The organism is Rhodanobacter sp. LX-99, assembly GCF_018599185.1.
GTDB lineage: Bacteria > Pseudomonadota > Gammaproteobacteria > Xanthomonadales > Rhodanobacteraceae > Rhodanobacter.
The window spans coordinates 506,411-525,142 of record NZ_JAHFVL010000001.1; the positions used below are offsets into that span (position 1 = coordinate 506,411).

At 68.7% G+C, this 18,732-nt stretch carries 17 protein-coding genes; 1 reads left to right on the forward strand and 16 read right to left on the reverse strand.

All coding sequences use genetic code 11. The features are described from left to right. Window positions 1-11: 11 nt before the first annotated feature. From KK131_RS02570 to KK131_RS02600, 7 genes are all read right to left on the reverse strand, one after another. Complete coding sequence (locus KK131_RS02570; protein WP_214555073.1) at window positions 12-3,167, reverse strand: CusA/CzcA family heavy metal efflux RND transporter; 3,156 nt, start codon at window positions 3,165-3,167, stop codon at window positions 12-14. 10 nt (window positions 3,168-3,177) lie between these two features. Further along, complete coding sequence (locus KK131_RS02575; protein WP_214555075.1) at window positions 3,178-4,428, reverse strand: efflux RND transporter periplasmic adaptor subunit; 1,251 nt, start codon at window positions 4,426-4,428, stop codon at window positions 3,178-3,180. Next, a complete protein-coding gene (locus KK131_RS02580; RefSeq protein ID WP_214555077.1) occupies window positions 4,425-5,672 on the reverse strand; it encodes a TolC family protein in 1,248 nt (415 codons plus the stop codon). The genes KK131_RS02575 and KK131_RS02580 overlap by 4 nt, the downstream gene beginning before the upstream one ends. 66 nt (window positions 5,673-5,738) lie before the next feature. Further along, window positions 5,739-6,068 (reverse strand): hypothetical protein, encoded by a 330-nt coding sequence (locus KK131_RS02585; RefSeq protein WP_214555078.1) that lies wholly within the window; start codon window positions 6,066-6,068, stop codon window positions 5,739-5,741. Window positions 6,069-6,208: 140 nt separating this feature from the next. After that, window positions 6,209-6,424, reverse strand: a complete 216-nt coding sequence (locus KK131_RS02590) for a GDCCVxC domain-containing (seleno)protein (RefSeq protein WP_214555079.1) — start codon at window positions 6,422-6,424, stop codon at window positions 6,209-6,211. After that, entirely contained in the window at window positions 6,414-6,701 is a 288-nt protein-coding gene (locus tag KK131_RS02595) for a heavy-metal-associated domain-containing protein (RefSeq protein ID WP_250887140.1), read from the reverse strand. The genes KK131_RS02590 and KK131_RS02595 overlap by 11 nt, the downstream gene beginning before the upstream one ends. 10 nt (window positions 6,702-6,711) lie before the next feature. Beyond that, window positions 6,712-7,068, reverse strand: a complete 357-nt coding sequence (locus KK131_RS02600; protein ID WP_214555080.1) for a mercuric transporter MerT family protein — start codon at window positions 7,066-7,068, stop codon at window positions 6,712-6,714. 85 nt (window positions 7,069-7,153) lie between these two features. Here KK131_RS02600 and KK131_RS02605 point away from each other — a divergent pair, with 85 nt between their 5' ends. Next, on the forward strand, window positions 7,154-7,657 hold the full coding sequence (locus tag KK131_RS02605; RefSeq protein WP_250887180.1) for a MerR family DNA-binding protein: 504 nt from the start codon (window positions 7,154-7,156) through the stop codon (window positions 7,655-7,657). Here KK131_RS02605 and KK131_RS02610 read toward each other — a convergent pair. The 9 genes from KK131_RS02610 to KK131_RS02650 all read right to left on the reverse strand — a co-directional run bounded on the left by KK131_RS02610 (window position 7,542) and on the right by KK131_RS02650 (window position 18,679). Further along, window positions 7,542-7,892, reverse strand: coding sequence for a copper-binding protein (locus tag KK131_RS02610; protein ID WP_214555082.1), 351 nt, complete (start codon window positions 7,890-7,892; stop codon window positions 7,542-7,544). The genes KK131_RS02605 and KK131_RS02610 overlap by 116 nt on opposite strands. A 3-nt stretch (window positions 7,893-7,895) precedes the next feature. Continuing rightward, window positions 7,896-11,072 carry a CusA/CzcA family heavy metal efflux RND transporter gene (locus KK131_RS02615; protein ID WP_214555083.1) on the reverse strand — a complete coding sequence of 1,059 codons (3,177 nt, stop codon included), beginning with the start codon at window positions 11,070-11,072 and terminating at the stop codon, window positions 7,896-7,898. Beyond that, window positions 11,069-12,370: an efflux RND transporter periplasmic adaptor subunit gene (locus KK131_RS02620; protein ID WP_214555084.1), complete on the reverse strand. Its 1,302-nt coding sequence runs from the start codon at window positions 12,368-12,370 to the stop codon at window positions 11,069-11,071. The genes KK131_RS02615 and KK131_RS02620 overlap by 4 nt, the downstream gene beginning before the upstream one ends. Next, window positions 12,367-13,638: a TolC family protein gene (locus KK131_RS02625; RefSeq protein ID WP_214555085.1), complete on the reverse strand. Its 1,272-nt coding sequence runs from the start codon at window positions 13,636-13,638 to the stop codon at window positions 12,367-12,369. The genes KK131_RS02620 and KK131_RS02625 overlap by 4 nt, the downstream gene beginning before the upstream one ends. Before the next feature lie 82 nt (window positions 13,639-13,720). Continuing rightward, a complete protein-coding gene (locus KK131_RS02630; protein WP_345777224.1) occupies window positions 13,721-14,089 on the reverse strand; it encodes a hypothetical protein in 369 nt (122 codons plus the stop codon). 140 nt (window positions 14,090-14,229) lie between these two features. Further along, on the reverse strand, window positions 14,230-14,682 hold the full coding sequence (locus tag KK131_RS02635; protein WP_214555087.1) for a DUF411 domain-containing protein: 453 nt from the start codon (window positions 14,680-14,682) through the stop codon (window positions 14,230-14,232). Between the two features lie 2 nt (window positions 14,683-14,684). Next, window positions 14,685-15,722, reverse strand: a complete 1,038-nt coding sequence (locus KK131_RS02640; protein WP_214555088.1) for a c-type cytochrome — start codon at window positions 15,720-15,722, stop codon at window positions 14,685-14,687. 12 nt (window positions 15,723-15,734) lie between these two features. Then, a complete protein-coding gene (locus KK131_RS02645) occupies window positions 15,735-16,916 on the reverse strand; it encodes a copper resistance protein B (protein ID WP_214555089.1) in 1,182 nt (393 codons plus the stop codon). Further along, window positions 16,913-18,679 carry a copper resistance system multicopper oxidase gene (locus KK131_RS02650; RefSeq protein ID WP_214555090.1) on the reverse strand — a complete coding sequence of 589 codons (1,767 nt, stop codon included), beginning with the start codon at window positions 18,677-18,679 and terminating at the stop codon, window positions 16,913-16,915. Before KK131_RS02650 ends, KK131_RS02645 begins: the two co-directional genes overlap by 4 nt. Between the last annotated feature and the right edge of the window lie 53 nt (window positions 18,680-18,732).

The window sequence follows — 18,732 nt, forward strand, 5'->3', positions numbered from 1 at the left end:
CGAGGGCCTCTTCAGTCGGCTGAAGCCAGTCGACGCGCCTTGCCGGCACCGACGCCGTGCACCCACCGGTACAGCGCCGGCAGCACCAGCAGGGTCAGCAACGTCGAGGACAGGATGCCGCCGATCACCACCGTGGCCAGCGGGCGCTGCACCTCGGCGCCGGTGCCCACGTTCAGTGCCATCGGCACGAAGCCAAGCGACGCCACCAACGCGGTCATCAGCACCGGCCGCAGGCGGGTCAGCGCACCTTCGCGAATGGCGCTGTCCAGGTCCATTCCGTCGTCGAGAAGCCGGCGGATGAACGACACCAGCACCACGCCGTTGAGCACCGCCACGCCCGACAGCGCGATGAAGCCCACGCCGGCGGAAATGGAGAACGGGATGCCGCGCAACCACAACGCCAGCACGCCGCCGGTCAGCGCCAAGGGCACACCGCTGAAGATCACGGCGGCATCCCGGGCCGAACCGAACGCCATGAACAGCAGGCCGAAGATCAGCAGCAACACCACCGGCACCACCACCTGCAGACGCTGGCCAGCCGAGATCAACTGCTCGAAGGTGCCGCCGTAGTCGATCCAGTAGCCCTGCGGCAGGCTGACCTCGACGGCCACGGCGTCGCGCAACTCATCCACGAACGAACCCAGGTCGCGGCCGCGTACGTTGGCGGTGATCACCACCCGCCGCTTGCCGCTTTCGCGGCTGATCTGGTTCGGCCCGGTGGACAGTTCGATATGCGCCACCTCGCCCAGCGGCACCGTCGTCGGGGCCGATGGGTTGTCACGCGCCGGCAACGGGATCGGCAAAGCACTCAGACCCTCCAGCCGGCTGCGCTGCGCCTCCGGCAGGCGCACCACGATGTCGATGCGCCGATCGCCCTCGAACACCTGGCCGGCGGGGCCGCCGCCCAACGCGATGGACACCGTGTCCTGCACGTCGGCGACCGACAGGCCGTAGCGCGCCAGCGCGATGCGGTCGGGCTGGATCGTCAACAACGGCAGGCCGGTGGATGGCTCCAGCTTGACGTCGGCCGCCCCGGCCACGCCGGCGGCGACTTTCTCCACCCGCTCGCCCAGCTTCACCAGCGTGTCGAGGTCGTCGCCGAAGACCTTGATCGCCACCTCCGCGCGCACGCCGGCGATCAACTCGTTCATGCGCATCTGCACCGGCTGGGTGAATTCGTAGTTGTTGCCGGGTATGGCGCGTACCGCCGCGTCCATCTCGCGCACCAGCTCGGTCTTGGGCTTGCGCGGGTCGGGCCAGTCCTTGCGCTCCTTCATCATGATGAAGGTATCGGCGACCGAGGGCGGCATCGGGTCCGTCGCCACCTCGGCCGTGCCCAGCTTGGCGAACACGTGACTGACCTCGGGAAATTGCCTGATGCGCGCCTCCAGTTGCTGCTGCATGCCGATCGCCTGGGTCAGGCCGGTGCCGGGGATGCGCAGCGCATGCAGGGCGATGTCGCCTTCGTCCAGGTCGGGAATGAACTCGGTGCCGAGCCGGCCGGCCAGCAGCCCGGCGGCGACCACCAGCACGGCCGCCGCGGCGACCACCGCCACCCGCCACGCGATCACCCGCTCCAGCAGCGGCGCGTAGGCGCGGCGGAAAGCGAGCATCACCCGGTTCTCCTTCTCGGCCACGCGGCCGGTCACGAACATCGCCACCGCCGCGGGCACGAAAGTCAGCGACAGGATCATCGCGGCGGCGATCGCGATCACCACGGTGAACGCCATCGGATGGAACATCTTTCCCTCGACCCCCGAGAGGCTGAAGATTGGCAGGTACACGGCGGCGATGATGAACAGGCCGAACAGGCTCGGCTTGATCACCTCGGCGGTGGCGCTGGCCGCCAGCGCGAAACGCTCGTCCCGGCTCAGCATGCGGCCCAGGCGCTGCTGCGCCTCGCCGAAGCGGCGCAGGCAGTTCTCCACGATGATCACCGCGCCATCGACGATCAGGCCGAAGTCGAGCGCGCCCAGGCTCATCAGGTTGCCGGAAATGCCGTTGCCGACCATGCCGCTGATCGTCATCAGCATGGTCAGCGGAATGACCGCCGCGGTGATCAACGCCGCACGCAGGTTGCCCAGCAGCAGGAACAGCACCACGATCACCAGCAGCGCGCCTTCGGCCAGGTTCTTCTGCACCGTGGCGATGGCCCGGTCGACCAGCTGCGTGCGGTCGTAGACCGCGCGTGCGCTGACCCCGGCAGGCAGGCTTCGGTTGATTTCCTGCAGCTCGGCCGCGACCCGCCGGGCCACGACGCGGCTGTTCTCGCCGATCAGCATGAACACGGTGCCCAGCACGGCCTCGTGGCCGTTCTCGGTCGCCGCACCGGTACGCAATTCCTCGCCCTCGGCGACCTCGGCCACGTCGCGCACGCGCAACGCCACGCCGTTTTGCTGCTTGACCACGACCTCGCGCAAGCCATCGAGGTCGGCGATCTGCCCGGGCACGCGGATCAGGTACTGCTCGCCGAAGCGCTCGATGTAACCGGCGCCGACATTCGCATTGTTGCGTTCCAGCGCCTGCTGCACGTCGACCAGGCTCACCCCGTAGGCGGCCAGCCGGGCCGGGTCGGGAGTGACGTGGAACTGGCGCACGAAGCCGCCGATCGTGTTCACCTCGGTAACCCCGGCAAGGTTGCGCAGCTGCGGCCGGATCACCCAGTCCTGCAGTGAACGCAGTTCCGTCGGCGTCCACGGCCCGCCGTCGGCACGCCGCGCACCGGGGGCGGCCTCGACCACGTACATGAAGATCTCGCCCAGGCCGGTGGCCACCGGCCCCAGCGTCGGCTGCATGCCCGCCGGCAATTGCGCACTGACCTCCTTCAGCCGCTCGGCCACCTGCTGCCGCGCGAAGTACACATCGGTACCGTCTTCGAACACCGCAGTGATCTGGGACAATCCGTAGCGGGCAATCGAGCGCGTCTGCTGCAGATGCGGCAGGCCGGCCAGCGCCGTCTCGATCGGCCAGCTCAGGCGCTGCTCCGCTTCCAGCGGCGAATAGCCGGGTGCCTCGGTGTTGATCTGCACCTGAACATTGGTGATGTCGGGCACCGCGTCGATCGGCAACTTCGAATAGTTCCAGACGCCCAGCGCCCCCAGCCCCAGAGCCAGCACGAGCACCAGCAGGCGGTGCGCGATCGCGGCACGTACAAGTCGTTCAAGCATGCGGGCGTCCTCAGTGGTCGTGGCTGGCGCCGGACTTTTCGATGTCCGCGCGGATGAGGAAACTCTGCTCGCTCACGTAGGCCGTGCCGGGCTTGAGGCCGCCGAGCACCTCGGCCGAGGCGTCGTCGCGATCGCCCAGCTCGAGCATGCGCACCTCGTAGGTGTCGCCGACCTGGGCGAACACCACGGTGAAGTCGCGAAAGCGCTGCAGGCCCGAGATCTTCACCGCCAGCGGCACGTCACGCTGGGCGACGGCGACCTCGCCGACCACCGCCATGCCCGGGCGCCAGGCGTCGTCCCGGTTGGGAATCCGCGCACGGGCCACCACGCTCATGCCCGCGTTGGTGATCGGCACCAGGGCCTCGATGCGGGTCGCCAACGCCTCGCCGCCACTGGCCGGCCGCACACTCACGCTTTGCCCGGGCCGCAGGCGATCGGCGTCGCGACCGACCGCGTCGAGTTCGATCCAGACCGAGGACAGGTCCGCGATCTCGAACAGCGGCGCCTCGCCGGCGACGTCGCCGACGTTCGTGTTGCGAGCCAGCACCACGCCGTCCAGCGGCGCGGTGACGGCGTAGCGGCGCATGCTGTCGTTGCCTTCCACCGTGGCCAGCGTCTGCCCGCGGCGCACGCGATCGCCCAGGCTCACCGACACGCTGCGGACGATGCCCGGGAAACGCGCGCGCACCATGGCCTGGCGACTGCGGTCGATCGCCACGCGCCCCATCAGGGGCAGCACGTCGCGGATCGTGGCGGGACCGGCGATGGCGGTTTTCACCCCCGAGGCCGCCGCGGTCGCAGCGGGGATCGTGACGCGCCCTTCGTACGCGGCGTAGTTCCACGCATGCGTCCTGCCGTCGTGGACGACACTGACCTTGACGTCGAACGAATGCGGCTCGTCCACCGTGGCGCCGGCGACCAGCGCGTCGCCTTCGGGCCGGAACGTGAACCGGGTGGTTTCGCCGTCCAGACGTCTGACCTCGACCACCGGCTGCAGCGCGCCCGGCGGCAACGGCTTGCCATCGCGGTAGCCGTACAGGCGGAACTCCGGCGGCACATCGGCTTCGTAGCCGGTGACTTCGAGCGCGAACGGACCGTCGCGCAACAGGCGGCCGTTGTGCGGGCCGCGCTCGAACGCGCCGGCGGCCGCGTGTTCGCCTTCGGCCGGGGCCTGCGTCGCACGATCGCCACAGGCACCGAGGGTAAGGGAGGTGACGATCAGCAGCACCAGTGCGGCGCGCTTGAGGTGAGCGACTTTCATGGGGACGAAACTCCGGCAGTGGCCGTCATCCGTTCGATGTCGGTCAACAAGGTGTGGTAACGGACGGCCGCGTCGATCTGCGCGTTGCGCAGTTCGAGCAGCGTGCGCTGGGCCTGCGACAGTGCGACGAAGCTGAAGCGCCCGGCCTCGAAACCCTCGCGGGTCAGCGTCAGCGCGGTCTCGGCCTTCGGAATCATGCGGTCGCGATGCGCTTCGAAGGCGGTGCGCGCGTGGATCAGTTCCTGGTACGTCGAGAACAGCCGCTGGCGGACGTCCATCTGCTGCGCCTGTGCGCGCGCATCGGCCGCCTCGGTCTCGGCCACGGACTGGGCCACGCTCAGCGCCGAGCGGCCGGCGCTGCCCAGCGGCAGCGAGACGCCGGCGATCAGCGCCATGTCGTTGAAGGCGGACAGCCGCCGCACGCCGACGTGCACGCTGACATCCGGCCTGGCGCTGGCGGCGGCCACGCGTTCGCGCGCCTGCGCCGCGCGCGTGTCCAGCGCCAGGCCACGCAAGACGGGATTGTCGGACAAGCGTGAAACGAGAGCCTCATACGACGGCACCGCGGGCAGTTCGAACAGGTTGCCGGCCACCGCGTCGAAATCAGGCTCGACGGCATTCCACAAGGCAGCAAGCGAGACCCTGGCACTGGCCAGTTCGTGCGACGCGTGCTCCACCTCGATGTCGGCCCGCGCCTCGGCGATCTGCATCAGGTCGAGATCCGATTCCGGACTGCGACCGGCCTGCACCCAGCGGCGCACGGTCGCGGTCAGCTCGTGCGCAAGGGCAAGGTCCTGCGCCGCCACGGTGCTGCGCGCCTGGTCGGCGAGCACTTTGACAAAACGCCGGGTCGTCTCGGTGGCCAGTTCCAGGCGGGTCTGGTCCAGCGCATTGCGCGACCGCTCGATGTCGATGGCGCCCACCGCCCGGCGGGCGTCGCGTTTGCCGCCCCGCTCAAGGACGCGGCCCAGCCGCACCGTGGTTTCTGCCGCCTGGACGCCGGCTACCGACCCGGTACCGCCCAGATTTTCCACATCCGCGCCCACCACCCAGGGTGGGGTCAGCCCGGCAAGATCCGCCTGCCGTTCGGCGGCGACGACCGTCCGGTCACCGGCACGGATGGCCGGGTTGTGCGCGAGCGCACGGGTTACCGCCTGCGGCAACGAAAGCGCTTCGCCCGCGAACGCAGGCGCGCCAAATCCGCCTGCCAGCAGCAGGAGGCATAGACAACGTAAGGAAAGCACGATGTTCTCCCATCGAATGCACAGTCAACGATTTCAGGCCGCGATGCGGCTATCGGAACGTTGCCGTCAGGCAATGGGAGGGCGGTGCAGGCGTGTCAGTGGGCCATCGGATGCCGACGCATCTTGCCAGGGCGGGCATGCGTCACCCGGCGCCGCCATCTGGCACAAGCCGGCAAGTGTCGCCGGCAACGTCGCCGTCGCCCCACCCAGGTAATGCGCATGGACGTGCGACCCGTCCGGAAGCGGCACGATCGGCTCGCCGGCATCATCGTGATGATGGTCGCCGGATACGCCGATGGCGAGCGAGGGAGCCGTTTCGTGCGCGCCGCCATGACCGTGCACGATCCACCTCGGCATCGAGGCAAAGGTCACGATCGCCAGCAAGAGCAGCAGCACTCCACGCACCACGATGGGGTGGTGTTGCGGCAAGCAGCGGAGTGTGCGAAAGGCTGGCATGGCCGGCCAACTATGCGCAGAGCGAGCGGCAAAGGCAACCGGGGACGTGAAGCGGCACTCGCCACCCGCAGCCCCGATCGTCAACCGCAGCAGCTTCTCCGCTGCTGGACCGGCGGGCACGGCACGCTGCCCCAGGAACAGAACACGCAACAGTCGCCCGGTTTGGGCTGCAACAATTTGCCGCAGCCGGGACAGTCGTAGAAAAACTGGCAGGCGTCGGTCGGCATGGTCTCGGTGACCTGGTGGCCGCAATGCGGGCAGGTCAGCGTGCTGCGCAGGATGAGTTCAGCCGCCATGGTCTTTGTCCGTGACCGGGAAACCCGCCTCGGTAATCGTGCGCGCCAACACGGGCCGCGTGGTGCGATCTGCGTCGAACGTCACCGCGACCGTGGCGGCATTGAGATCGACCTTCGTGTGCGTCACGCCAGGCACGCGGCTCAACGCCTTCTCGATCGTGATGCTGCAGGTCGGGCAGGTCATGTTCGCTGCATGCAACACCGCCGTGGTGGGCGTCGCCGCATGGGCCACGCCCAGCCATAGGATGGCGCCCATTGCACATATCCACTGACGCATCGTTTATCTCCTACAAAAACCAGCCCACGACATAGGGAAACAGCAATAAAAGCACGATCAGTACCGTGGCTGCCCACAGCCAGAGTCGGCGCCGACGCAAGACGGCGGGTTCAACACAGACGCCCTCAGTGCGACAACGCGACGAGGGTCCGTACAGTGTCCAGAACACCAAGCCCAGGCAAAGCAGCGTGGCCGCAATGAACCATGGGCGCCAGGGGTCGAGCGCGGTGAGCTGGGCGATCCACGCGCCGCTGATGCCCAACAGCACCAGCAGCAGCGGCACCACGCAGCATATGGAGGCGCCGATTGCGGCGAGCAGCGCAGCGATCACGGCGGGCAACGTCGATTTGGCCGGTAGCGTAGTCATGGGCGCATACTAACTTCCGTACCCGACTACGGAGTCAAGCATGGCGGCTGCCCTCACCATTGGTCGACTGGCCCTGGCTGCCGACATGCACGTCGAAACCGTGCGCTATTACCAGCGGGTGGGCCTGTTGCGTGAGCCCGAGCGGCCGCTGGGTGGCGTGCGCCGCTACGGGCCGTCGGACGTGGCGAGCCTGCAGTTCATCCGCCGCGCCAAGACCATGGGCTTCACGCTGGAGGAGATTGCTGGACTGCTGCAGCTCAAGGGGCAGCGGGCCTGCGCGCAGACACGTCGACTGACCGAGCACAAGCTCCTCGATGTGCGCCGCAAGCTGGAGGACCTGCAACGACTGGAGACGGAACTCATGCAACTTGCCGACGACTGCGCACACGCTCCGCGTGGTGGCCACTGCCCGACACTGGATTTTCTTCGACAGCCTAGCGTGCACCTGCCCATGCAGGTACACGCTCACCCGTTTACGGCAGCACCACGATCGACGTCACCGTGCTGGCCATGCCTGCCGGACGCAGGCCGAACTGCACCTTGTCACCGACCTTCACGTGCTTCAGCAAATCGGGCGAAGCAACCTTGAACGGCATCGTCATCGCCGGCCAATGGATGGAGGCAATCGCCTCGTGCTGCAGTGTGATGGTGCCTTGGGTTGCATCGATGACCTTGATCACGCCCACGCCCTGCGCATCCGCTGGTCTGGCGTCGTGCACGTCGGCCATAGCGTGCGTGGTGGAGTCCATCTGCCGGGCAGCAGCCATGGCGGAAGTGGCGATCAGCGCGCCGGTGAGTACCAGGGCGACGAGGGGCTTTTTCATGGATCAGTTTCCTTGCAGGTTGGAGTGAAACGAGACGTTCGCCTGGCCGGCCCGACGCAACCGGCGCAGCACCAGCAGGCGGAACGCGGCGGGGATGACCAGCATGGACAGCAGCGGCGCGGTGAGCATGCCGCCGATCATCGGCGCGGCGATGCGCTGCATGACTTCGGAGCCGGCACCATGGCCGAGCAGGATCGGCAGCAGGCCGGCAAGGATCACCGCGACGGTCATCGCCTTCGGCCGCACGCGCTGCACCGCGCCTTCGCGGATCGCCTCATCCAGTTCGGCCATACCCGATTGCGGATCAGCTGCCAGCTGGCGATCCCACGCATGGCGCAGGTACAGCATCATCACCACGCCGAATTCGGCGGCAACGCCGGCCAACGCGATGAAACCGATCATCGTCGCCACCGACACCGCATGGCCCAGCAACCAGATCAGCCAGAGCCCGCCGACCAGCGCCAACGGCACGCTGGCCATGATCAGCGCCGCCTCGCTCATCCGGCGGAACACCGCGTAGATCAGCACGAAGACGATGAGCAGAACGATCGGCACCACCAGGGTCAGTCGCTGCATCGCCTGCGCCAGATATTCGAACTGGCCCGACCACGCCACGGTGACGCCCGGCGGCAACCGGACCTGCTGCGCCACCGCGCGCTGCAGATCCGCCACCACCGCGCCCAGGTCGCGGCCAGCGGTATCGACGTAGACGTAAGTCGCCAGCTGGCCGTTTTCGCTTCTCAGCATCGGCGGCCCGGCGACCACCTTGATGTCAGCCACCTGCCCCAGCGTCAGCTGCGCGCCGTTTGCCGCGACGATCGGCAGCTGCGCCAGCGCGGCCAGCGAATCGCGCGCCGCCCGCGGATAGCGCAACACGATCGGGTAGCGCTCGCGCCCTTCGACGGCCTGGCCAATCGGCTCGCCGCCGACCACAGTCGCCACCAGCTGCTGCACCTGCTGCTGGGTCAGGCCATAGCGTGCGGCGTCGGCGCGCCGGATGCGCACGTCGACATAGCGTCCGTTGGCGGCCCGTTCGGCAATCGCCGTACTCACGCCGGGTACGCCGCGCGCCACCGCCTCGATCCGGTCGGCCACCCTCTGCAAGCTGCCGACATCGCTGCCCAGCACCTTGATGCCGATCGGGCTCTTGATGCCGGTGGCCAGCATGTCGATGCGGTTGCGCAGCGGCGGCACGAACAGGTTGGTCAGGCCCGGCACGTGCACCGCCTTGTCCAGCTCCGCCTTGATCTTCGCCATCGTCATGCCTGGCCGCCATTGCGATTTCGGCTTGAAGGTGATCGTGGTTTCGAACATTTCCAGCGGCGCCGGGTCGGTAGCCGTGTCGGCACGGCCGGCCTTGCCGAATACATGATCGACTTCCGGCACGGTCTTGATCATGCGATCGGTCAACTGCAGCAACTGCGAGGCCTTGCCCGCGGACAGCCCCGGCAACGCGGTGGGCATGTACAGCAGCGTACCTTCGTCCATCGCCGGCATGAATTCGCTGCCGAGCCGGCCGAGCGGCAGCAGCGAGGTGAGCAGCAACAGCCCGGCCAGCGCCAGGGTCGCCTTCGGATAGCGCAGCACCGCTTCCAGGATCGGCCGGTACAGCGCGATCAGGCCACGGTTGAGCGGGTTGGCGTGCTCCGGACGGATGCGCCCGCGGATCAGGTAACCCATCAACACCGGTACCAGGGTCACCGCCAGCCCGGCCGCCGCGGCCATCGCGTAGGTCTTGGTGAACGCCAGCGGCTTGAACAGCTTGCCCTCCTGTCCTTGAAGCGCGAACACCGGGATGAAGGACAGCGCGATGATCAGCAGGCTGACGAACAGCGCCGGACCCACTTCGGCCGCCGCGTCGGCGAGCAGCGACCAGCGCGACGTGCCTTGCGGCTCCCCGCCATCATGCGCATCGCGCCAGCGCTCCAAGTGCTTGTGCGCGTTCTCGATCATCACTACCGCCGCGTCGACCATCGCGCCGATCGCGATGGCGATGCCGCCGAGCGACATCAGGTTCGCCGTCACGCCCTGCAGGTGCAGCGCGATGAACGCGGCCAGCACGCCCAGCGGAAGGCTGACCACCGCCACCAGCGCCGAGCGCAGATGGCCCAGGAACAGCACGCAGACCAGTGCGACCACCAGGAATTCTTCGAACAACTTTCCCCACAGGTTGCTCACCGCCGCGTCGATCAGCTGCGCGCGGTCGTAGGTCGGCACGATCTCGACGCCGGCCGGCAGGCTGCGCTCGAGCTCGGCAAGCTTCGCCTTGACCGCCACGATCGCGGCCTTCGCGTTCTTGCCCGAGCGCAGCACGACGATGCCGCCGGCCACTTCGCCCTGGCCATCCAGCTCGGCGATGCCGCGCCGGAAACTCGGTCCGCGCCGCACTGTGGCGACTTCGCCCAGCAGCACCGGAACACCGGCGGCACTGGTGGTGATCGGCACGCTTTCGAAGTCTTCCCTGCTGCGCAGGTAGCCTTCGCTGCGCACCATCAACTCCGCCTCGCCCTGCTCGATCACCGAGCCGCCTCCGGCGCCGTTGGCCGCGCGCACCGCGTCCACCAATTGCGCCACGGTGATGCCGCGCGCGGCCAGCGCCTGCGGGTCCGGCACGATCTGCCAGGCGCGTTCCATGCCGCCGAGGCTGGCCACCTCGGCGACGTCCGGCACGGTCTTCAGCTGGTAGCGCAGGAACCAGTCCTGCAATGCACGCAGTTCGCCGAGATCGTGCCTGCCGCTGCGGTCGACCAGCGCGTATTCGTAGACCCAGCCCAGGCCGGTGGCGTCGGGGCCCAGCGACGGGTTGACCCCGGCCGGCAGCTGATCGCGCACCTGGCTCAGGTACTCCAGCACGCGCGAGCGGGCCCAGTACAGGTCGGTGCTGTCGTCGAACAGCACATAGACGTAGGAATCGCCGAAGAACGAATACGCGCGCACCGTCCGGGCGCCGGGCACCGACAGCATGGTGGTGGCCAGCGGATAGGTGACCTGATCCTCGACCACCTGCGGCGATTGCCCGGCCCAGCTGGTGCGGATGATCACCTGGGTATCGGACAGGTCCGGCAAGGCGTCCAGCGGCGTGCGCATGACCGAAAACGCGCCGACGGCGGCCAGCGCCAGCGCGGCCAGCAAGACGGCCACGCGGTTCGCGATCGCGGCACGAATCAGCGCGGCAATCATCGCTTGTCTCCCGTCGGCATCGGGTGGGACACCGCATGGTTCGCTGCGCTGGCGGCCGGCGCGGGCACAGTCGGACTATTGCCCAAGCGCTCCAGCGCGCCGGACAGGCTGGCCTCCGAATCGATCAGGAACTGGCCGGATACGACGACCTTCTCGCCGCCGCGCATGCCGCCCAGGATTTCCGTGTAGCCATCGGCCGAGCGGCCGGTACGCACGGCAAGCGGGCGGAAATGGCCGTCCGCTTCCGCCACGATCACCCGCGTCTGCCGGCCGGTCGCGATCAGCGCCTCGTCCGGCACCACCGGCACTGCCTCGCCATCGGCCGGACGCAGTTGCACGGTGGCGAACATGCCCGGACTCAGCCGACCGTCCGGGTTGGCCAGCACGATGCGCGCGCGCCGGGTGCGCGTGGCGCTGTCGATATCCGGCAGCAGCGTCTCCACGCTGCCGTGAAACTCCTGGCCCGGCAACGCGTCGACCGTGACAGTGACGGGCGTACCGCCATGCACCGCACCGGCGAGCGCCTGCGGCAACGCCGCCTCGACCCAGACCGTGGCGAGGCCGTTCAACGTCATCAGCGTCTGTCCGGCACTGACCCGTTGCCCCTCCCGTACCTCCAGCGAAGTGACCACGCCGGCCTGCGGCGCATGCAGCGTGACCGCCGCACCCGTGCCGCGATGTGCCGCGCGGATGTCCGCAGCGTTCAGACCCAGCACCTGCAGGCGCTCGCGTGCGGCGCCGCGCAGGGCCTTCGCGTCGGCCGACTGCGCGCCCTGCAGCGCGTCGTACTCGGCCAGCGCGCTGCTCCACTGCGGCGCCAGCAGTTCGGCCAGCGGTTCGCCCGCCGTCACCTGCGTGTACGGCGCACGCACCCGCAACTTGCTGATCACCGCATCGACGCGGGCGCTGACCGTGGTGGCTTCGCGCGGATTCCACGCCACCGTGCCGGGCACGCGCAGCGCGCCCGACAGGACGCGGCGCTCGACCAGCGCGGTGCGCACGCCCAGGTTCTGCACGGTGGCCGGATCGATCTGCACGACCTCCCCGGCCGCCCCGGCATCGGCATAGCGGGGCACCATTTCCATGCCCATCGGCGACAGGCCGGGCTTGTCGAAATGCTGCTCCGGCACCATCGGGTCGTACCAGTACAGCACCTTGCCGGCAGCGCTCGGCGAAGTCACCGACGAACGCACCTGCGCGGGTTCGGTAGCGGCCCGGTGACGGCCACCGAGATAACCGGCGACGAGCAATGCAGCAGCCGCGACGGCGGCGGCAACGATCACCAATGGACGCTTCATGGCGTCACCTCCGAAGGCAGCAGATAGGCAAGCGAAGCCCACAACCGCGCGCGTGCGGCCAGCGCATCGGCGTAGCTCAGGCGCAGTTCGATCTCGGCGCGGCGCGCATCCAGCCACGGCTGCAACGAACCGCCGCCGCGGTAGCCGGCCAGCGCGGTTTGTGCGCGGTCACGCGCCAGCGGCAGCAGGGTTTGCCGGTAGCGCGCGATCTGCCGCCCCCAGCCTTGCCAGTTGGCCACCGCCCGCGTCACCGCCTCGCGCTGGGCGCGGCGCGCGTCCTCGTGATCGGCCTGCACCGCGTCCCATTGCGCCTGCCGGGCGCTGATGCCGCGGTCCTGCCGGTTGCGCGTGAACAGCGGCAGGCTGACGCCCACCTCCAGCATCACCATGTCCGACAGGCCCGGCGCGCGTTTGCCATAGCTGGCGCTCACGTTCCAGTCCGGATGCCTGGCCGCACGTGCCTGTTCGAGCGCCGCCTGCGCCACCTGTTCGCGTGCAGCCCACGCCTGCATCGGCGCCTGCCGGTCGATGGTAGACACCAGGCGATCGGCTTCCACCGGCAGTCGACCGAAATCCTGCGTCGCGGCAAGCGTGCCGGGCGGCGCCCCCAGCCAGCGCTGCAGGCCCGCTTGCGCCGCCGCGAGATCCGCCTCGACCGCCTCCAGCCGGTTGTCCAGCGTGGCGATCTCGGCCTGGGCGGCCAGCACATCGACCGCGCTGCCTTGGCCGCCGCGCAAACGGGCCTGCGCGATCCGCACGGCCAGCGCCGCCTCGTCATGCAAGTCGGCCAGCAACGCACGCTGCTGCCCGATCGCCCATACGTCGATCCAGGCATCGGCAATGCGCTCGCGCACACTCTGCGCGGTAGCCACGCGATCGGCCTGCGCCGCATCGATCCGCGCGCTGGCCAAGGCGCGCTCCGCGCGACGCGCCGTGCGCGAGGGAATGGCCTGCATCACGCCGACCGTGCGCGCGGTCATCTCGTCCGAACGCAGGCTGAAAGCGCCCGGGCTGGTGACCGGGTAGTTGGAAAGCCCGAACGTCAGCGTGGGATCCGGCAGCTGGCCGGCACGCGCCGCCTCCTCGCGCGTGGCCGCGATGTCGGCGGCGCGTGCTTCAAGTTGCGGCGCCCGCGCCAGGCCCTGCTGGACAGCCGCTTCCAGTGTCAGCGGCGGCTCGGCGGCATGCGCCGTCGCGGCCACGGCCCCCCACAGGAGCGCGACCAGACCCGTCACCACCAGGTGCCGGGCGAAATAAATGGAGAACATGGGTGAACACTCCGTCGATCTGCATTTGCGTCCTGCCAAAGCGGGCACGACGCCACGTCGGTGGATACCGCGACGTGTCAGATCAAATCAGGAGTGCGCAGTACAACAACATGGGTGTGGGCGGTGGTGCGCGCAAACGGTCGAGATGCGCCAGGGTTCGATGCGACGGCAACGTCACGGCCGCCACGGACAACAACATCGGCGGCAGCGCGGTCAGCGCATTGAACGGCACCGAGGCGGTGCGTACATCGACCTGGGTGGCATGATCGGGTTGGCAATGTTGCCGGCAGATCGGGTCGGCCGGGGCCGCCGGCATTTCCGCGCAACCCTCGCCCATCGCCGCCATCGAAGACGCATCCGCCTGCGTCGCCACCGCGGCCGGCGATGCCGGCACGGCTGTACAGGCATACGCGGCCACCGCCACCTGCTGCCACAACAGCAGCAAGGCCACCAGCCACGCAAGGCGGCGGCGGATACGCGGACGGATGTGGAATGCGCGCTTCATGCCATGGCCACTGTAATGCAGATGGGTCGAGCGCGTCATTGACACGGGTCAAGCAAGCAGCGACGCCAATGACGCACCGGTGTCGCTCACGCTCCCGGGCCGTGGCTCGCAAAGACCCGGGTCGAGCCGTCGCGGCCGATCAACACCACGTCGTAGCGTTCGGGCGCGCCCATCTCCATGCCCGGCGAGCCCATCGGCATGCCGGGCGCGGCCAGGCCGCGCGCGTTCGGCCGCTCGGCCAGCAGGCGACGGATGTCCTCCACCGGCACATGCCCCTCGATCACGTAGCCGTCGATCAGCGCGGTATGGCAGGACATGGCGCCCGGCGGCACGCCGAGCCGTGCCTTCACCGCCGCCATCGGCTGATCCTGATGCACGGTGGCGGTGTAGCCCTGCGCGCGCATGTAGTCGATCCACGCGCCGCAGCAGCCGCAGGACGGATCGCTGTACACATCGAACGCGTTCGCTGCCATCGCCACCGGCGCGAACAGCGCGGCAAACAGCAGGCTGATGCCCAGGCGGGAAAGCCGTCGCTTCATCGTCATTCTCCTGCTGCCGGGGTGGTTTGCCACTGGATGGACACGATCTTCCAGCTGTCGCCGTCTTTCCTGAGGTTGAGCATCTCGCGGCTGCGCAGCGTGGCCGGCTTGCCCTTGACCGTGGTCTGCATGTCGCTTTCGCTGCCGACCATCGCGGTATCGCCCATCGGCATCGAGCCCAGCCAGACCGGCGTGATCCGCGCGGTTTTCAGGAAGGCGATGTCCTCGCCCAGGTGACCGCTCGCGTATTCATCCCGAGACTGCGTGTGACCGCCTTCGCTGATGCTGGCATCGGGCGCCAGCAACGCGAGCACGGCCGCACGATCGCCGCGCTGCAGCGCCGCCTGGAACGCCCGCGCCACGGCCTCGGCCGCGGGTGCCGCGTTCGGCTTCATCCCCTCCATCGACAGCGGCGCCTCGACCGCCGGAGTGCCGGCGGCGTGTTCGTGAGCCTCGCCATCCGCGGCGGTCGCTGCATGGCTGTGGCTGTGGCCACCCTCGTCGCCCATGTCCATGTCTTCATCCGGCGGGGCCTTCGCCACCATGTCCCTGTATTGCGCCGGCGTCAGGTCGGGCAGCTTCTGCAGGAAGGCGACCATGCTCCAGATGGTGGGATCGTCGTGGCTGAGTCCCCACGCCGGCATCGCGCTCATCTTGATGCCGTGCTTGATCACCCAGAATGCCTCCTTCGGCGCGACCCGCACCTGCGACAGGTTCGGCGGCCGCGGGTACAGGCCCGGGCGGATTTCGGAATCCTTCCCGCCGGGCTTCAAGTGACACTCTGTGCACATCGCCGCGTACTGGCCGGCACCCTTCAGGATCAGCTGCTCGTCGTTGAGGTTGGGCACCTGGATGTCTTTCGAGTGCACCTCGATCGAACGCTCGCGCATGGCCTGCATGACGGCGAAGACAGGCCGGGTGTGAGGGGCATCGGCACCCATGTCGTAGAGGCCCGAGTACACGAACACTCCCCCGCCGATGGCAAGAATACCCAGGACAACGGCGACAGTGATGCCATGCTGCTTGATCTGCTGTTTCATGGTGCGTTCTCCTCAGAACCAGATGCGCACGCCGGCCCCGATCTGCCGGTCGAGCACGGGTTGGCGATCCTGCCGTGCGTAGTCGGCGCTGGTGCCGACGCGGCGTACCCAGTTCACCCCGACGTACGGAGCGAACTGGCGGCGAATCTCGTAGCGCAGGCGCAGGCCGAACTGTACATCGGAGATACCGCGGCCGATGCCTCGCTGCGGATCGCTTTTGCCGTACAGGTTGATCTCCGCTTCCGGCTGCAGGATCAGCCGCTGGGTGAACAGCAACTCGTATTCCGCGCGCAGGCGTGCCGCCGTGCGACCGCCGGCGCCGGCATAACCGGTCGCCTCCAGTTCGAACCAGTACGGCGCCAGGCCCTGCACGCCGAACGCGGCCCAGCTGCGCGCCGGGCCTGCGCCGAAATCGCGGCGCACGCCCAGCTGCGTGCTCCAGAACGTGGCGACGTTGCGATTCCAGAGCACCTCCACGTTGCCGTCTTCGAGCTTGCCGCGGCTGCGTTCGCCCTCGCTGCGCAGCCACAGCTTGTCGCTGTCGCTGCCGTACCAGCCCTGGATTTCCCAGCTCTGGCCGTTGGCGTCGCGGCCGTGGAACGCCTCCAGTTGATCGATCAGCAGCATGCCGGCCGGTGCGCCGCCATGCATGTGCAGCCCATGCACGGGGCTGGCGGCGATGCCGTGGGAATAATCGCCGCTGCGTGCATCCGCAGGCGCGCGGCCGCCCTGCATCGGCCCCATTGTCATGCCCGGCATCGAATCCGTGCCGTGCGCCGCGCCGTGGTTCATGCCAGGCATCGCCTGGTGGTCCATGCCGTGCATCGGGCCGTGATCCATCTCGACCATGGCGCCGTGCTCCACTTGCGGCATCGTGCCGTGATCCATGCCGCCCATGTCATGCGCCCCGGTGGACGAAGGTGCCGGCGTGGCTGGAGCGTGCGGCCTCTTCGCCTTCTCGACCGGCGCTTTCGCCGCCGGTTTCGCGGCGCTGCCCGCAGTGGCCGGCATCGCCATGCCGTGCATGCCGGCGTGATCCATGCCCGGCATGGCGCCCATGGCCATCGGCGCCGTGCTGCTCGACGCGGCGGGAGCGCTCTGCGCCGCTGCCGCCAGCGGCAACGCCAGCAGCAGCGCGGCCAGCAACGCCGAACGCGGAGGCGCGATCGTGGTGTCGCGACGATGCATCCTCATGACACCACCACCTCGCGGAACATGCCCGCCTCCATGTGGTACAGCAGGTGGCAGTGGTAGGCCCAGCGCCCCGGTGCGTCGGCCGTGACCGCATAGGTGATGCGCTGCGCCGGCTGCACGTTGACGGTGTGCTTGCGCACCTGGAATCGGCCATCCGGATTCTCCAGCTCGCTCCACATGCCGTGCAGATGGATCGGGTGGTTCATCATGGTGTCGTTGACCAGCACGATGCGCAGGCGCTCGCCGGTGTTGAAATGCACTGGCTTGGCGTCGGAGAACTTGATGCCGTCGAACGACCACATGAAGCGCTCCATGTTGCCGGTCAGGTGCAGCTCGATCTCGCGGCCGGGTTCGCGCGCGTCGATCGGCCCGCCGATGGTGTGCAGGTCGGCGTAGGTCAGCACGCGGCGGCCGTTGTCGCGCAGGCCGATGCCCGGATCGTCGAGATTGGTGCGCGGCATGTCGACATGCATGTCCACGCCGGGGCCGTATTCGGTACGGGCGTGGCGCACGACCGGTGCCGTTGCGGCCGCCATGACGGCCATGTTGCCGTGATCCATGCCGGCATGATCCATGCCGGGCATCGCGGCGTGGCCGCCGCCGTGGTCCGCGTGCGGCATCGCGCCCATCATGTCCTGCATGCCCAGCCACACGCGCTGGTCCAGCGCCGGCACCTCGGCGGACATGCCCTGCCGCGGCGCCAGCGTGCCGCGCGCGTAGCCGCTGCGGTCGATCGACTGGGCGAACAGCGTGTACGCGCGCTCGTCCTGCGGCTCGACGACGACGTCGTAGGTTTCGGCTGCCGAGATGCGGAATTCGTCGACCGGCACCGGCTGCACGTCCTGGCCGTCGGCGGCGATCACCGTCATCTTCAGGCCGGGAATGCGCACGTCGAAGATGGTCGACGACGAACCGTTGATGAAGCGCAGCCGGATCTTCTCGCCGGGCTTGAAGATGCCGGTCCAGTTGCCCGCCGGCGCGGCGCCGTTCATCAGGTAGGTATAGGTGTAGCCGGAGACGTCGCCCAGGTCGGTCGGGTTCATGCGCATGGCGTTCCACATCCTGCGCATCGCCAGCGCCTGGCCCAGTCCCTTCTCGCGCACGTCGCGGAAGAAATCCGGCACGGTCGGCTGGGCGAAGTTGTAGTAGTCGCTCTGCTTTTTCAGCTTGGCGTAGATGCGCTCGGGATCCTCGTCGGTCCAGTCGTTGAGCATCACCACGTAGTCGCGATCGGTCGGGTAGCGCTCGGGGCCGGCCGGTTCGATCACCAGCGGACCGTACAGCGCGTTCTGTTCCTGGAACCCCGAGTGCGAGTGATACCAGTAGGTGCCGCTCTGGCGTACCTGGAACCGGTAGAGAAAGCTTTCGCCCGGCGCGATGCCGTCGAAACTGAGGCCGGGCACGCCATCCATCTGGAACGGCAGGACGATGCCGTGCCAGTGGATCGAGGTGGGCACGCGCAAGCGGTTGGTCACGCGCAGGTTCACCGTGCTGCCCTGCCTCCAGCGCAGCAGCGGGCCGGGCACGCTGCCGTTGACGGTGGTCGCGGGCCGCGCCACCCCGGTGAAGTTGACGGCGGTCTCGACGATGTCCAGCGCGAAGTCGGTGCCGCTCAGTGCCGTGGGCTGGCCCGGGCTGGTCAGCGCCCAGGCATTCGAGGGGCGCAGCAGGCCGAGGCCGGCCGCAGCGCCGCCGATGGCGAGGCCCTGCACGAAACGCCGTCGCGACAGATCGGTCGCGGGCGACGGGGAAAATGGATTCACGTTTGTCTCCTTCGGGGCATCGGCCGTCGATGCCGGTCACGGGTCGCGTTCAC

What these genes read in the sequence shown, in the direction of transcription:
- KK131_RS02570 (WP_214555073.1), bottom strand. Translation starts at nt 3,167, where the DNA reads ATGCTTGAACGACTTGTACGTGCCGCGATCGCGCACCGCCTGCTGGTG.
- KK131_RS02575 (WP_214555075.1), bottom strand. Translation starts at nt 4,428, where the DNA reads ATGAAAGTCGCTCACCTCAAGCGCGCCGCACTGGTGCTGCTGATCGTC.
- KK131_RS02590 (WP_214555079.1), bottom strand. Translation starts at nt 6,424, where the DNA reads ATGGCGGCTGAACTCATCCTGCGCAGCACGCTGACCTGCCCGCATTGC.
- KK131_RS02595 (WP_250887140.1), bottom strand. Translation starts at nt 6,701, where the DNA reads ATGCGTCAGTGGATATGTGCAATGGGCGCCATCCTATGGCTGGGCGTG.
- KK131_RS02600 (WP_214555080.1), bottom strand. Translation starts at nt 7,068, where the DNA reads ATGACTACGCTACCGGCCAAATCGACGTTGCCCGCCGTGATCGCTGCG.
- KK131_RS02605 (WP_250887180.1), top strand. Translation starts at nt 7,154, where the DNA reads ATGCACGTCGAAACCGTGCGCTATTACCAGCGGGTGGGCCTGTTGCGT.
- KK131_RS02610 (WP_214555082.1), bottom strand. Translation starts at nt 7,892, where the DNA reads ATGAAAAAGCCCCTCGTCGCCCTGGTACTCACCGGCGCGCTGATCGCC.
- KK131_RS02615 (WP_214555083.1), bottom strand. Translation starts at nt 11,072, where the DNA reads ATGATTGCCGCGCTGATTCGTGCCGCGATCGCGAACCGCGTGGCCGTC.
- KK131_RS02620 (WP_214555084.1), bottom strand. Translation starts at nt 12,370, where the DNA reads ATGAAGCGTCCATTGGTGATCGTTGCCGCCGCCGTCGCGGCTGCTGCA.
- KK131_RS02625 (WP_214555085.1), bottom strand. Translation starts at nt 13,638, where the DNA reads ATGTTCTCCATTTATTTCGCCCGGCACCTGGTGGTGACGGGTCTGGTC.
- KK131_RS02635 (WP_214555087.1), bottom strand. Translation starts at nt 14,682, where the DNA reads ATGAAGCGACGGCTTTCCCGCCTGGGCATCAGCCTGCTGTTTGCCGCG.
- KK131_RS02640 (WP_214555088.1), bottom strand. Translation starts at nt 15,722, where the DNA reads ATGAAACAGCAGATCAAGCAGCATGGCATCACTGTCGCCGTTGTCCTG.
- KK131_RS02645 (WP_214555089.1), bottom strand. Translation starts at nt 16,916, where the DNA reads ATGAGGATGCATCGTCGCGACACCACGATCGCGCCTCCGCGTTCGGCG.